Below are 14,511 nucleotides of genomic sequence, written 5' to 3'. Positions count from 1 at the left end.
GAGCGCCGGCTTCCGGTGCTAAGAGCGCACCGCGTCGCGCGGCAGCGGCACCAGCGCGGCACCCACCCGCTCGACCAGCAGCGCCATCTCGTAGCCCACCTGGCCCACGTCGCAGCTGCGCGCGGCCAGCACGGCCATCGAGGAGCCGTCGCTGATCGACATCAGGAAGAGATACCCGCTGTCCATCTCGATGACTGTCTGCAACACCCCGCCCGCGCTGAACATCCGGGCCGCGCCCTCGGTCAGGCTCACCACCCCGGAGGTGATCGCGGCGAGCTGGTCGGCCCGGTCCCCCGGCAGATCCCGGGAGGACGCGAGCAACAGCCCGTCTGCGGACACCGCCACCACGTGGGCGATGCCCGCCACGCTGTCGGCGAAGTTGGTGAGCAGCCAACCCATGTCCTGCATGGCAGCTGGCCTGTTCATCGGCTCTCCTTGGTCGAGGTGCTGTTCAGGTCCGTTCCGGCCGTCCGACCGCGCTGCACACCGCGGTGGTAGGCCGACAGCAGGCCACGTACTTCGTCCGGGGTCCGCCGGCTGCGGTCCCGGCCGCTCTTCGGTTCGATGCCACCCGGCACGAGCTGTTGCTGCGGCACCCGCTTGGGCAAGCCGGAGCGGGTGGTGCCGGCGGGAGCCGGCTCGGCAGCCCGGCTGGCCCGGGACCAGCCCTCGTCGGCCGCCGTACGCCATGCTGCCGGGTCGGGGGCGGGCGCGGGCGGAGCCGTCGGGGCGGCCGGGGGCGAGGCGTACGTCGGCGGCGCCGACGTACGCGCCCCGAAGCCGTCCATTGTGGCGCCGGGGCCGTCGCCCAGGGTGGCTGTGCCGTCGGTGCCGCCCGGGGTACGGGTCGGCAGTTTCGGTCGGGCCGGCGAGGCGGCCGGCACCGTCCCGGCGCTCGGCTGGCCGCCGTTGCCGGTGCGCAGGCCGGTGTCGGCCATTGCGGTGGTGGCTGGCGCGGGCGGCTCGTCGAAGTTGGGCCGGGTGAAGATCGCGGTGGCGTCGTCGCCGTGCGACCGGAACCAGACCGCCTCCATCTCCCGGAAGATCGGAGCCTCGGCCGGGAAGTCCGGCCGGGTGCTGACCGGCGCGGCGGGCACCGACGGAACGGCTGGCGGTGCCACCGCGCCCGGCCCGGCGACCGGCCCGACCGGGAGGCCCTGGGCGCCACGCCCATCCGCGGTGTCCGAGGTGGAGCCACGCCGAGGCAGTGGGTCGACCGTCGGGTACGCCACAGTCGGGCTGCCCAGCGAGGCGCCCGCACCGCTGCTGTAGGCCGGCCGGGCCGGCGGCAGCGGTGCGGCGGGCGCCGGGGCGGCGGGTGCCGGGGCGGCGGGTGCCGGGGCGGCGGGTGCCGGCGGCATCGGCGAGCGCGGACCGGTGTAGCCACCGGCCTGCACGGCCGGGGTGGTGTCCCGCGAATCCAGCGGCGACTGCCACTGGGCCGGCGCCGGCGAGCTGGTCCGCCACTGGTCGGGCAGCGTCGCCGCCGTCGTGGCAGCACCGGCGAACTGCTCGGCGTGGCCGGCCGAGGAGAGCGGCGTCTGCTCCACTGCCATCGGCTGACGCGGCCGGGTGAGCACCTGCTCGCGGCCCCGGTTGCTGGGCAGCACCACGGTGGCGGCGGGCAGCGTCACCTGGGCGACGGTGCCGCCCTCGACGTTGCGGCGCAACTCCACCCGGATGCCGTAGCGGGAGGCGAGCCGACTCACCACGGCCAGACCCATCAGTCGGAACGCGGCGACGTCCACGCTCGGCGGGGCGGCGAGCCGCCGGTTGAGCGAGTCGAGCTGGTCGTCGGTGAGGCCGAGCCCGCGGTCCTCGATCTGGATCAGCACGTAGTCACGGATCCGGCGACCGTCGGCGACCACTGTGGTGTTCGGCGGTGAGAACCGGGTGGCGTTGTCGAGCAGCTCGGCGACGAGGCGTACCACGTCGTTCACCGCGTGCGCGGCCACCGAGATGTCGGTGTCCACGGTGCCGAACTCGATGCGGTTGTAGAGCTCGACCTCGGACTGGGCGGCGCGCAGCACGTCCACCACCAGCGCGTCGTCGTGACGCGGTGCGGCGGAGTCGGCGCCGGCCAGGACGAGCAGGTTCTCGTCGTTGCGGCGCATTCGAGTGGCCAGGTGGTCCAGTTCGAAGAGCTGCGCGAGCCGCTTCGGGTCCTCCTCGCCGCGCTCGATCGCGTCCAGCTCGCCGATCATGCGGTCGACCAGGGTCTGACTGCGGCGGGCCAGGTTGAGGAACATCGCCGAGACGCTGGTACGCAGTGCCGCCTGCTCGGCGGCGACCCGCACCGCCTCCCGGTGTACGACGTTGAAGGCCAGCGCCACCTGACCGACCTCGTCGCGGCTGTTCAACTGGATCGGGTCCCGGACCTGGCGGACGATCTCGTCCACCCCGCCGTCACCCACGCTGCCCATGTTCTGCAACCGCTGCACGGCGTCGGGCAGGTCGTGGTTGGCCACGGACAGCGCGCCCTCGCGCAGTCGGCGCAGCGAGTGGTTGAGCGAGCGGGCCAGCACCACGGCCAACGACACGGCGATGATCAGGGTCAACAGCACCAGGATCGACTCGACCACTGCCTGCCGGATGACGTCCGAGCGGGCCTGGTCGGCCTGCTGGAGCAGTCGGTCCTGCAGTTGGATCTCGGCCCAGCGCATCAGGTCGTTCACGGCGCCGATCGCCGCGGTGGCGTCCTGCGCGGTGACCAGTGGGCGCTGCCCGACCGAGCGGGTGATGTCGGTGGCCACCCGGTCGGCCAGGCCGACGGCGTCGCCGGAGACGGTGCTGTCGACCAGGGCGCGCTGCACCGGGTCGGCGGCCAGCGAGAAGGCGACCAGGGCCTCCTGCTGACCGGTCAACGTTGCCACGAAGGAGGAGAACTGCTCCGAGTCGAGCTGGCCGGCCGTCAGCGCGGTGAAGGCGACGGCCTCTTCCTCGGCGACGGAAGCCTTGGCGCGGGCGAAGGCGGCGACCGCGCGGCGGCTGTCCGCCAGGCTCTCCGAGCCGGGCAGCTGGGCCAGACCGTCACCGTACGAGACCAGGTCGGTGAGGATGACTCCGTAGCGGAGCGTCGCCTCGGCGACCGCCATCTGCCGGCGGTCCAACACCTCCTGACGGGTGCCGTCCAGGGTGGCCAGGTGGTCGTCGATGGCGGCCAGCCGGTCCCGCAGGGCGGCCGGCACGTCGCCGATCCGGCCCCGCTCGGCGCGGTACTCGTCCACCCGCTGCTGCGTCTGGCGGACCCGCAGGTTGTACGCGTCGGCCGGCTGCTGCGGAGCGGCGAGGTAGGCGGCCGCCGCCATCCGTTCGGACTGGAGGTCCTGGGTGAGGGCGCTGACGTCGACGGAGAGGGCCGTCAGTGACCGGGCCTGGGTGGCGTCGAACGCGCCCTCGCCGACGGAGATCAGGCGGACCGTGGCCAGCGCGATCACCGCCGCCACCGGGACGACCAGAATCAACGCCAACTTGGACCGGATCCGGGCGTCACGCAGTCTCGGCATCCGTCGGCGCGAAGGCCGACCACTATCGCCGAGTGCGGGCAGGGTCGTCGGTCCGGTGCTCACGACATCGCCTCCGTCGTTTCTTCCCCGCCTGAGCCGCCGAGCCATGCCGTAAGCGGAGGGGACCACGCGCGGCACGGCCGCGATTTCATCAGAGATGATCGTGTTTGGGAAGCCGCAGTGAGGTAGGAAACGGTCGGACGGAGCGCATCCCGTGATCCGGGCAACTGATACCTTCATTTCCGCAAGCCCCTGAACAGGGCATGTAACTCCAGAGTGGTCACGCGTGTATGCAAAGTGAGCTTTTGCAAACATTGCGTTACCCCAGCATGTGGGATGGCCGTCCCGAAAATGCTGCCGGGGTCCGCGCTTGACCACAGCGCCGGCCATTGGCAAGGTTTTGCAGGCTTCGCGCACACCGTACGGCAGAGGAGATCCCGTCCTCCACTGAGGACGGATTAGCGGCGGTGACCGGGCAGCGCCCGCGCCCGCACCTGGAGGACTGAGTTGAGCCCCATCCGCTCCGCGACCATCGCGGCGCTCGCATCGGCCGTAGTGGCCACCACGCTCACCGGCTGCCAGTTTGGTGAGGCGGAGAAGGACACGAGTCCGATCGTGATCGCCGCCGATCTCGAACTGTCCGGCGCCGCAGCCACCGTTGGCCGGACATACCAGCGCGCCCTCGAACTCAAGGTCGATCAGTTGAACGCCTCCGGAGCACTGAACGGCCGGAGGATCGACCTGAAGGTGAAGGACAACCGTTCCGACTCAGCCGAGTCACTTCGCAACATCGTCGACTTCAGCAGCGATTCGAAGGTCAGCGCCATCATCATGGGCGGCTGCAACGAATGCGCGGTCGGAGCCGTCGGGACCATCAACGAGAAGCGGATTCCCACCATTGCGCTAGCCGCTTCCGGCGCGATCGCCGCGCCGGCCGCTGAACGGCGCTACGTGTTCAAGCTGGGCCCCAACGCCCCGGACAGCGCCGCCGCACTGACCACCGAACTGCGCCGCAACAACATCCGTAAGGTGGGGATGCTGGTCAGCGACGACGACTACGGGCAGGAGGGCGCGACAGCGCTCAAGAGCGAGCTCGACAAGGCCAAGATCACGCTCCGACAGCAGCGGGTCAAGACCACCGACACCGACGTCAGCCAGCAGGTCCAGCAGCTCGCGTCGGGCAAGCCGGACGCGATGGTCTTCTGGACCCCGCCGGAGCAGGCGACACTGGCCGCCACCAGCGTCCAGCAGACCATCTTCCGTGGGTCGATCTACTTCGACGCGGGAGCGGCCGGGGACCTCTTCCTCGGCGCGGCGGCCAAGGCGACCGAGAAGGCCACGCTGATCTTCACGCAGACCATGGTGATCGATGACGTGATCGCGACCACGCCGGCCAAGGCGGCAAGGCGGCAGTGGTTCCAGGACTACACGGCCCGCTTCGGCGGCTACAACGGGTCCTCGTCGTTCGCCGCGGACGCCGTCCAGCTCATCGCCGACGCCGAACTGCGCGCCGGTGGTGAGATCGGGAAGGTGGACCGCAACGGCATCCGTGACGTGCTGGAGACGTCCCAGATGGACGGCCTCTCCGGCCCGATCCGCATGACGCCGGACAACCACAGCGGCCTGATGCCGCAGGCGCTCACCACGCTGGTTGCCCGCAACGGGCGCTGGCGGTTGGCTGGGTAGCGCTCGGGCCTTTCATCTGGCGGGTTCGTCGGGTGCCGGGTGGGGGTGTGGCCGACCGTGCCCGGCTCCGGGCGGTCAGGCTTGATCCCTGCGCCGGGCACGGTCGGCCACACCCTTCTCGCCTGCGGCTTCGATGGAACGGGCCGGCCTCCAAGTGGGGGCCGGCCCTTCGCGTTCATTGGGGTTGATCTTGATGTGGGTGGTTAGCGGCTGCTTGTGGTTTCTCGCACCCAGGGCAGGGCGAACCGCTCGATCAGCAGGAGCGCCGAGTAGAGCAGGATGCTCACCAGCGCCACCAGCATGATCGCCGCCCAGGCGGTGGCGGTGTCGCCGACGCCGGCGTACTGCGTGATGACGTAGCCGAGGCCACTCTCGCCGGCCTGGAACTCACCGATCACCGCGCCGATCGCGGCCAGTGGCATGGCCACCTTGAGCCCGACGAAGATCTGCGGCAACGCGGCCGGGAAGCGCACCTTGCGGAACGCCTGCCAGCGGGAGGCGTTCCAGGACCGCACCAGTTCGGCCAGGTCGGCCGGCGTGGTGGTCAACCCGGTCGCGGTGGACAGCACGATCGGGAAGAAGCAGAGCAGGAACACCATGGTCAGGATCGGCTTCTGGCCCCAGCCGAGCGCCACCACCAGCAGCGGACCCAGCGTGATCTTCGGCACCGCGTTCACAGCGACCAGCAGTGGCGTGAACATCCGCTCCACGGTGCGGGAGCTGGCCAGGGAGAGGCCGATCAGCACACCGGCGGCCACCGAGAGGGCGAACCCGGTCAGGATCTCCAACGTGGTGTCCCAAGTGTGCTCCAGCAGCTGCACCGGCTTGTCGACGAACGCGGTGAGCACGTCGCCGGGTGGGGGCAGGGCGGCGGGGTGAACCAGCTCCAGCCGGGCGATCAGCCACCATGCCGCCAGCGCGACCAGGATGCCGACCGCGGGCAGCACCGCCTCGGCCCCGGCCCGCAGACCGGCACCTCGACCCGCGCGCCCCACCTCGGGGCCGGCACTCGGGGGCGGGGGTTCCGCCACCGCCGGGTCCGCTGACCGGACGTCGGTCATCTCTGTCCTCCTCGAAATCCCACGGCCCGCCGGGGGCCGACGAGCGACGGGGGTACGCCCCACCGGGATCGGCGGGACGTACCCCCTGATGACGACCGGACGATCAGGCCTTCGGCGCGAGGCTGAAGTCGATGATCTGCTCGGGGGTGATGTTCTGCTTCAGCGCGCCGGCGCCCTGCAGGATGGCGATGCTCTTGGCGACCCGACCGCTGTCCAGGGTGCCGATCGCGGTGCCGGTGTTGCCGGAACGGACGTACGCGGCCATCAGCTCCAGCTCGGCGGCGGCGGAGACCGGGTTGGTGGCGTCGACGTTCTTCTTCAGGATGTCGGCGGCCTCCTTGGAGTTCGCCAGGCTGTACTCCAGGCCCTTGAGCAGCGCCGCGGTGAACTTCTTCACCATCTCGGGCTTCTCCTTGGCGATCTTCGAGGAGGTGATCAGCACGTTGCCGTAGAGGTCCTGCATCACGTTGCTGTACGGCAGCATGACGGCCTTCTTCTTGGCCACCGCCTCGATGGTCGGCTGACCGACGACGAACTGACCGATGCCGTCGACCGAGCCCGCGGCCAGCGTGCCGATCAGGTTCTGCGCCTCACCGTTGACCCAGGTCACCTTGGTCGCGTCCACACCGGCGAGCCGGGCGTACGTCGGGAACAGGTTGCGGACGACGGAGCCGGGGGTGTCGGCGAGCTTCTTGCCCTCCAGGTCCTTTGGCGAGCTGATGTTCTTGCCCTCGACGGTGGCGATGCCCGCCATGGTGCGCTGCTGGATCGCGGCCACCGCGGTGAAGTCCTTCGCCTGGCCGTTGCCGAGCTGGAGCAGGCCGCCGGTCAGGTCGATCGGGCCGAAGTCGGCCTGGCCGCCGACGACGGTCTGGATCACACCACCGGTGCCCTGACCGGCCTTGATCTCGACGTCGAAACCGGCTTCCTTGAAGAAGCCCTTGTCCTTCGCCACCCAGGCGTAGGAGTCACGGCCGAAGTTACCGAACGAGGTGAGGTAGGTCACCTTCGTCAGCGTCGTCCCGTCGCCGCCCTTGGCATCGTCGGCCGAATCCGACCCGCTGCTGCAGGCGGAGACAAGGGCGAGGGCGGTGGCCAGCGCGGCCGTAGCGACCGTACGGGTCAGCCTTCTCATCAGTGCACCATGTCCTTTCCGACCGGGGCCGGCAGGCCACCGGAGGGGGTTGTCGTGACGGGCCGGCAGGAGGGGTGGAAGCCGGGCACCGCCGTCGTGGGGGGACTCTTCGCGGGCACAGCGTACGAGAAACCCACAGTTGCGACGCCAGGCGTATCGGGTTGCGGAACGGAAACAACCTGACGACCACCCCAGCCGGTGCGATACCTCGGGAGGGCGGCTAGCCTTTGTCGGATTCCTGACCGTCCACTCAGCGGAGGTACGCCGGAGATGATCCGACTGTCCGGGGTGTCCCGTACCTTCGAGGGCCGATCCGGCCGGGTGGAGGCGCTGCGCGGTATCAACCTCGACGTCGCCGAGGGCGAGTTCGTCGCCGTGCTCGGCCGCTCCGGCTGCGGCAAGTCCACACTGCTGCGGCTGATCGCCGGGCTGCTCCCGCTGAGCGCCGGTGAGATCACCGTCGCGGGTACGCCGATCGCCCGCCCCCGCCAGGACATCGCCATGCTGTTCCAGAAGCCGGCGCTGCTGCCCTGGCGCACCGTGCTGGACAACGTCCTGCTGCCGGTGGAGATCTTCGGCTGGAGCCGCGCCAAGCACCGGGAGCGGGCCCGGCAACTGCTCGACGTGGCCGGGTTGGCCGGCTTCGAGAAGCGGCTGCCGCACGAACTCTCCGGCGGAATGCAGCAGCGGGTGTCGCTGTGCCGGTCGTTGATCGGTGAGCCCCGGGTGATGCTGATGGACGAGCCGTTCTCCGCACTGGACGCGCTCACCCGCGAGGAACTCTCCGGCGAACTCCAGCGGGTGCACATGGAGAACAAGCCGACCATCGTCTTCGTCACCCACTCGATCGACGAGGCGGTGCTGCTCGCCGACCGGGTGGTCGTGCTGAGCCCGCGCCCCGGCCGGATCCGCAAGGTCGTCGACGTGAACATCCCCCGGCCCCGCACCCTGGGCCGCAACGCCCACCTGGCCGACGTCGCCCAGGTCAGCGCCGACCTGCACGAACTGCTGATGGAACGCGAACAGCCGGCCACCGCCGGCGCGGAAGGACACTGACCATGCGGGTGTCGGTCTTCACCGAGCCGAACCGTGGCGCCAGCTACGACACCCAGCTCCGGTTCGCCCGGCTGGTCGAGGCCTGCGGCTACGAAGGTTTCCTCCGCGCCGACCACTACCAGTCGATGGGCGCCGACCCGGGCCTGCCCGGCCCCACCGACGCCTGGCTGACCCTCGCCGCGCTGGCCCGGGAAACCGAGCGGATCCGACTCGGCACCCTGGTGACGTCGGCCACGTTCCGCCTGCCAGGCCCCCTCGCGGTGATGGTCGCGCAGGTCGACCAGATGAGCGGCGGCCGGGTCGACCTCGGCATCGGCGCCGGCTGGTACGAGCGCGAGCACACCTCGTACGGCATCCCGTTCCCGGCGGTCGGCGAGCGTTTCGACCGGCTGGCCGAGCAGCTTGAGGTGATCACCGGGCTGTGGGGAACCCCACCCGGCGAGACCTACAGCTTCACCGGCGACCACTACCGGCTGGTGGACGCTCCCGCCCTGCCCAAGCCGGTGCAGGTGCCCGGCCCGCCGATCATCGTGGGCGGGCGTGGCCCCAAGCGCACACCCGAACTGGCCGCCCGGTACGCCGACGAGTTCAACATGCCGTTCAAGTCCGTGGCCGCCACCGCCGAGGCGTACGACCGGGTGCGCGAGACGTGTGAGCGCACCGGACGGACGGAGTCCGGGCGCGCCCCGTTGGTGCTGTCCGCCGGGATCGTCGTCGCCATCGGCCGGACCGACGCGGAGGCCCAGCGTCGGGCCGCCCCTCTGCACGAGAAGAGCGCTCTGCCACCGGAGGACCCGGTGGTCGGCTCCCCCGCGCAGCTCGCGCAGCGGCTCGGCGAGTTCGCCGCGATCGGTACCACCCGGGTCCACCTGCGCCTGATCGACTTCGATGATCTCGACCACCTTGAGCTGATCGCCGCCGAGGTGCTGCCCCAACTGGACGGAGCACGATGACCGACGTGATCGACGGAACCGAACTCGGACCGGTGGGCCAGGAGATCGTGTACGAGAACGACCGGGTCCGGGTCTGGCACATCCGCCTCGAGCCGGGCGAGCGGCAACCGCTGCACCGGCACGACCACCCCTACCTGGTGGTGGCGATCGAGGGCGCCAAGAACGTCGTACAGACCGTCGACGGCACCCTGATCGACGCCGACGAGCCCACCGGTGGTGTCGTCTACCGGGACCCTGGCGCGGTGCACATGCTGACCAATGTCGGGGATACGACTTACCTGGCTCGACTGGTCGAACTCAAGTAGACCCGCCGATGGCCACCGGCGTGCCGCGCGGCGCGCCGTTGGCTATCGGGTGTACCGGGTGCGTAACGTGCCGGACATGGCCTTTCGGACCTGGGGCAGACTGCTGCTCACGGCGCTCGGGGTGAGCGTGCTGGCCGGAGCCGGCCAGCTCGGCGTCGCGTACGGTTTCGGCATCGTCCGCCTGACCGGCGCATTCACCGGTACGACAGTCAACCAGTGGCCGGCCCAGCTGGTCTGGGTGGGCTGGTTCGCCGCCAACGCAGCCGTCGCCGGCGCCGTCCTGACCGGACGCCTCGCTCGCCGTGACGCTCCGGCGGCCAGCACCGGGCGGCAGTTGGCGGTCGGCGGCGCGGCAGCGCTCGGTGCCACAGTCATCGCCCCGCTCTGCATGCAGCCCGCCCGCGCTGCGGAGCTGATCTCCGTTGACCCGGTCTGGGCGGTGGGCATCTGCGCCATGGTCGGTGCGGTGATCGGGGCGGGCGCGGCGATCGCCGTCCTGTTCCGGCCCGAGCTGGGGTGGAACATGGCGGCCGTGGCCGGCACGGTCTGGCTGCTGGCGCTGATCTCCGTCCTACCGTCGCTCGGCACGGCCGGCCCACTGCCGACCGTCCGGCTCGGCGTACTGGAACCGAGTTGGCTCGACGACGCCGCCGCACAGCGGCTGGCGATGCTCCTGCTGCCCATCGTGGCGCTGCTGGCCGGCGCGGCGACCGCCGGGCTGGCTCGCTCGCGGGGTCAGGCTCCACTGGTCAGCGGAGCGACAGGGGTGGCCGGTCCGGTGCTGGTGGCGTTCGCCTACCTGACCGCCGGTCCGGGCGACGCGGTGGACCGCTACCAGACCGCCCCCTACTACGGCTCGTTGATCGCGATCCTCGCCGGAGCGCTCGGCGCGGCCGCCGCCGCGCTGCTGCGTTGGCCGATGGGCACCCGTACCACCGATCCGCAGGCGATCGAGCCCACCGCCATCCTGCGCCCGCTGTCCGTCGGCCCGGCGCTGACCAGCGCTCCGAACGACACTGCCAGCGCGCCGGACACGGACAGCGCCGAGGACACCGACACGGAGCTGGCCACCCGCACGAAGCCCGTCGGCGTCGTTGCGGGTCCATGGGCGGCGGGCGATCCCGATGCCGTACGCACCGTCCCGGCCCACTGGGACTGGCCGGAGACCACAGCGAGCGGACAGCACGGTCCGGCTCCCGCCACTGCTACTCCCGCCGCACCGGCTGCTGCCGCCGCACCGGCTCAGCCCGCGGCCTGGCTGACCGCGCCGACCGGTGAGTTCACCGCCGCTGGGCAGACGCCCCCGCGTCAGCATGATGTCCCGGCCACTACCGAGCCCTCGGCCGGCGCGGATGTCAGCATCGTCACCGACGCCACCGCGACCGGCACGACGGCCGGCCGCGCCGACGCCGCGACCCCGGCGGCCGGCCGGGCTGTCGACGAGCCGACCAGCAGCACAGCGGCGGACCCGACCAGCAGCACAGCGAAGGACCCGAGCGGCAGCACAGCGACCAGTGGCAGGCCGACCGGTGGGCGCACCACCCGCAAGTCCGCCGACACGGCGAGCGCCACGGGCGCACCCGGTTCCGGCCCGACCAGCACGGGCAGCGGCACCGAGGCGACCAGCACGGCATCGCCTGGCACTGAGGCTCCCAATCCCGACGCCACGGCCTCGACGGGCACGGAGCCAGCCCCGAACACCGCTGGCACGCCCGACCACGGCACGTCCGAGGCGCCGCCGACGATCAAGCCGCGACGCAGCCGCAAGCCGAAAGCCAACCCGGACGCCACCGCCTCCGACGTGGTCGACGGCACGTCCTCTGCCGGTTCGGCAACCCCCAGCAAGACGACCGCTCGCGAGACGACCACCGACGGGACGACCGCAAGCGGGACGACCGCAAGCAAGGCGACCACCGACGCGACGACCACCCCCGAGACGACCACCGGCCGCGCCACGAAGGGCACCCGGTCGGGCAGGTCCGCCGACAGCACCGCCACCGACACTCTGGCGTCCAGCCAGGGAAGCCTGGGTGAGCTGTCGAGTTCGACCTCCGAGATCGCCTCGGCTGCTGCCTCCGACACGGCAGCAGACCGGACCACCGCTACCGGCGCGAAGCGAGCACCGGCCGCGTCGACGACCGCCGAAACCGGCGCGACGCGGGTGCCGGCCAACCCGGAGTCCCCCAGCACGACGACCGACGCCACACAGACCCCGACCACCGGGACCGGAGCGACACCAGCACCGGCCACCACTGCCGGCCAGGTTGGCGCGGAAGCCACCCCGCGCGTCCCGAAGGCCGGCACGGACAGCAAGGCAGCAGCGGCCGACTCGACCAGCGATTCCGCGATCGCCGGGGCTCGTGGCACCGACAGCGCGCGGTCCGCCGCCGAGGACGTTCCGGCCGCCGGGTTGTTCGCGGCCACCGCCGCCAACGACCCGGACACGGACCGGTGGACGCCCGCGCCGTCGGCCTGGCCGGTCACCTCGACGTGGACGGTGCCACCGCAGGCCTCCGAGCCGGGGGCAACGGCATCGGAGGGGTCGAGCAGTCCTGACGCGCCGACCGGGCCGATGCCGAGGCCCCGGCATCGGGCACCGTTGCCGGACCTGAGCCGGGCCGGCACCTGGAACGCGTTCGACACCTCTCGACGCCGCGGGTCCGCGGGATCGCAGGACAGCTCGACGGCACGGACAGCGCCAACGGAAGCCGGCGAGACCGCTCCGGCCGAACACCCGGGCCGGCCAGAGGGCGCGCCCGCCCGTGCCGCCACCGCCACCGGCGATCTGTCGCCTACCGACACCACGTCGGCAGAACCGACGCAACCGAAGGTGGCAGAGCAGCCCTCCCGACGAGGGCGACTCGGTGGGCTGTTCCGACGCAACCGCTCCCGCGCCGACGAGGAGAGCCCGAAGACGTCGGATGAAGCGGAGCCGCTGGCATCCCAGGACGAGGAATTCGTCGACTGGGTCGCCGGTCTGAGCAAGCCGGTGTCGGACAACGAGCCCGAGCAGGAGAACAGCCGCCGGTCGTTGCGCTCCACCGGTCGACACCACCGCGACTGACTCCACCACGCAGACGCACCGACCGGTCGTCTGACCGACCCCGCGACATCGCCACGCGCCGGGCCGCGCAGGCCGACACCGGCCACGCGGGCCGTCCCTGCGTCGCCTCGCAACACAGGGACGGCCTACGCCCGCAGGGAGGTCAGGCGAGCGGCAGGTAGACCCGGCTCCCGCCGGAGACGAACTCCTCCGACTTGTCCTTCATGCCGCGCGCCGCGTACTCCTTGAGCTCTTGGGTGATCTTCATGGAGCAGAACTTCGGGCCACACATCGAGCAGAAGTGTGCGGTCTTCGCCGGCTCCGCCGGCAGGGTCGCGTCGTGGTACGAGCGTGCGGTCTCCGGATCCAGCGAGAGGTTGAACTGATCCTCCCAACGGAACTCGAACCGCGCCTTCGACAGGGCGTCGTCCCAGGCCTGCGCGCCCGGGTGCCCCTTGGCCAGGTCCGCCGCGTGTGCCGCGATCTTGTACGCGATCACGCCCGCCTTCACGTCGTCGCGGTCCGGCAGGCCGAGGTGCTCCTTCGGCGTGACGTAGCAGAGCATCGCGGTGCCGAACATGCCGATCATCGCGGCGCCGATCGCCGAGGTGATGTGGTCGTACGCGGGCGCGATGTCGGTGGTCAGCGGACCGAGCGTGTAGAAGGGCGCCTCGTGGCACCACTCCTGCTGAAGGTCCACGTTCTCCTTGATCTTGTGCATCGGTACGTGCCCGGGGCCCTCGATCATCACCTGGACGTCGTACGCCCAGGCGATCTTCGTCAGCTCACCGAGGGTGCGCAGCTCGGCGAACTGCGCCTCGTCGTTGGCGTCGGCGATCGACCCGGGGCGCAGCCCGTCGCCGAGGGAGAACGTCACGTCGTAACGCGCGAGCAGCGCGCACAGCTCCTCGAAGTTGGTGTAGAGGAAGTTCTCCTCGTGGTGCGCCAGGCACCACGCCGCCATGATCGAACCGCCCCGGGAGACGATCCCGGTCACCCGGTCCACGGCCAGCGGCACGTACGGCAGGAGCACCCCGGCGTGCACAGTCATGTAGTCCACGCCCTGCTCGGCCTGCTCGATCACTGTCTCCCGGAACACCTCCCAGCTCAACTTCACCGGGTCGCCGCCGACCTTCTCCAACGCCTGGTAGATCGGCACCGTCCCGATCGGCACCGGCGAGTTCCGCACGATCGCCTCCCGGGTCTCGTGGATCCGCTTACCCGTGGACAGGTCCATCACGGTGTCCGCGCCCCAGCGGGTGGCCCAGGTCAGCTTCTCCACCTCCTCGGCGACCGACGAGCTGACCGCCGAGGTGCCGATGTTGGCGTTCACCTTGACCAGGAACGCCTTACCGATGATCGCCGGCTCGCACTCCGGGTGGTTGACGTTGAGCGGGAGCACCGCCCGACCGGCGGCGATCTCGGCCCGCACGAGTTCCGGTTCGACGTTCTCCCGGATCGCCACGAACTCCATCTCCGGCGTCACCACACCGGCCCGCGCGTACGCCAATTGGGTGGGCCGGCGATTGCCCACCCCGGCCAGCGGGGTACCCGCACCCCGTACGGGCGCCACGTCACCCCGCTCGGCGATCCACCGACCGCGCAGCGCGGGCAACCCCACCAACGGGTCCGACCCCGGGCCGGACGTGTCGTAGAGCCGCACCGGCGGCAGGTCACCGGTCAGCCCCACCTCCGCGAACGGCACCCGGACATCCGGCCGTGAACCCTCGACGTACACCTTGCCTCGTGCGTGCATGACAGCCTCC

Annotated in this window: 10 protein-coding genes; 5 read left to right on the top strand and 5 right to left on the bottom strand. The window is 71.2% G+C overall.

Going from position 1 to position 14,511, the window contains the following annotated elements; all coding sequences use genetic code 11:
- Positions 1 to 18: 18 nt before the first annotated feature.
- Both ACGF3C_RS08170 and ACGF3C_RS08165 read right to left on the bottom strand, forming a co-directional pair.
- On the bottom strand, positions 19 to 426 hold the full coding sequence (locus ACGF3C_RS08170) for a roadblock/LC7 domain-containing protein (protein WP_007465177.1): 408 nt from the start codon (positions 424 to 426) through the stop codon (positions 19 to 21).
- Positions 423 to 3,569 (bottom strand): nitrate- and nitrite sensing domain-containing protein, encoded by a 3,147-nt coding sequence (locus ACGF3C_RS08165; protein WP_393219932.1) that lies wholly within the window; start codon positions 3,567 to 3,569, stop codon positions 423 to 425. Before ACGF3C_RS08165 ends, ACGF3C_RS08170 begins: the two co-directional genes overlap by 4 nt.
- A gap of 444 nt (positions 3,570 to 4,013) precedes the next feature.
- On the opposite strand from ACGF3C_RS08165, the gene ACGF3C_RS08160 reads away from it, so the two are divergent.
- Positions 4,014 to 5,192: an ABC transporter substrate-binding protein gene (locus ACGF3C_RS08160; protein ID WP_357225304.1), complete on the top strand. Its 1,179-nt coding sequence runs from the start codon at positions 4,014 to 4,016 to the stop codon at positions 5,190 to 5,192.
- A gap of 203 nt (positions 5,193 to 5,395) precedes the next feature.
- Here ACGF3C_RS08160 and ACGF3C_RS08155 read toward each other — a convergent pair whose 3' ends face one another.
- Positions 5,396 to 6,253, bottom strand: a complete 858-nt coding sequence (locus ACGF3C_RS08155) for an ABC transporter permease (protein ID WP_393219928.1) — start codon at positions 6,251 to 6,253, stop codon at positions 5,396 to 5,398.
- 103 nt (positions 6,254 to 6,356) lie between these two features.
- On the bottom strand, positions 6,357 to 7,388 hold the full coding sequence (locus ACGF3C_RS08150) for an ABC transporter substrate-binding protein (RefSeq protein WP_357222621.1): 1,032 nt from the start codon (positions 7,386 to 7,388) through the stop codon (positions 6,357 to 6,359).
- Between the two features lie 270 nt (positions 7,389 to 7,658).
- Here ACGF3C_RS08150 and ACGF3C_RS08145 point away from each other — a divergent pair, with 270 nt between their 5' ends.
- From ACGF3C_RS08145 to ACGF3C_RS08130, 4 genes are all read left to right on the top strand, one after another.
- Positions 7,659 to 8,444: an ABC transporter ATP-binding protein gene (locus tag ACGF3C_RS08145; RefSeq protein ID WP_355009627.1), complete on the top strand. Its 786-nt coding sequence runs from the start codon at positions 7,659 to 7,661 to the stop codon at positions 8,442 to 8,444.
- 2 nt (positions 8,445 to 8,446) lie between these two features.
- Positions 8,447 to 9,397 carry an LLM class F420-dependent oxidoreductase gene (locus ACGF3C_RS08140; RefSeq protein WP_357222619.1) on the top strand — a complete coding sequence of 317 codons (951 nt, stop codon included), beginning with the start codon at positions 8,447 to 8,449 and terminating at the stop codon, positions 9,395 to 9,397.
- Positions 9,394 to 9,702: a cupin gene (locus tag ACGF3C_RS08135; protein ID WP_357222617.1), complete on the top strand. Its 309-nt coding sequence runs from the start codon at positions 9,394 to 9,396 to the stop codon at positions 9,700 to 9,702. The genes ACGF3C_RS08140 and ACGF3C_RS08135 overlap by 4 nt, the downstream gene beginning before the upstream one ends.
- Before the next feature lie 76 nt (positions 9,703 to 9,778).
- Positions 9,779 to 12,766 (top strand): hypothetical protein, encoded by a 2,988-nt coding sequence (locus tag ACGF3C_RS08130; protein WP_393219922.1) that lies wholly within the window; start codon positions 9,779 to 9,781, stop codon positions 12,764 to 12,766.
- Between the two features lie 142 nt (positions 12,767 to 12,908).
- Here the strand turns inward: ACGF3C_RS08130 and thiC are convergent, their stop codons facing one another.
- Positions 12,909 to 14,501, bottom strand: coding sequence for a phosphomethylpyrimidine synthase ThiC (gene thiC / locus ACGF3C_RS08125; protein ID WP_357222613.1), 1,593 nt, complete (start codon positions 14,499 to 14,501; stop codon positions 12,909 to 12,911).
- Positions 14,502 to 14,511: the final 10 nt, after the last annotated feature.

This window comes from Micromonospora sp. NPDC047762 (genome assembly GCF_043204655.1).
In the GTDB taxonomy this organism is placed as follows: Bacteria; Actinomycetota; Actinomycetes; order Mycobacteriales; family Micromonosporaceae; genus Micromonospora.
This window is presented reverse-complemented; position numbering and strand designations above follow the sequence as displayed.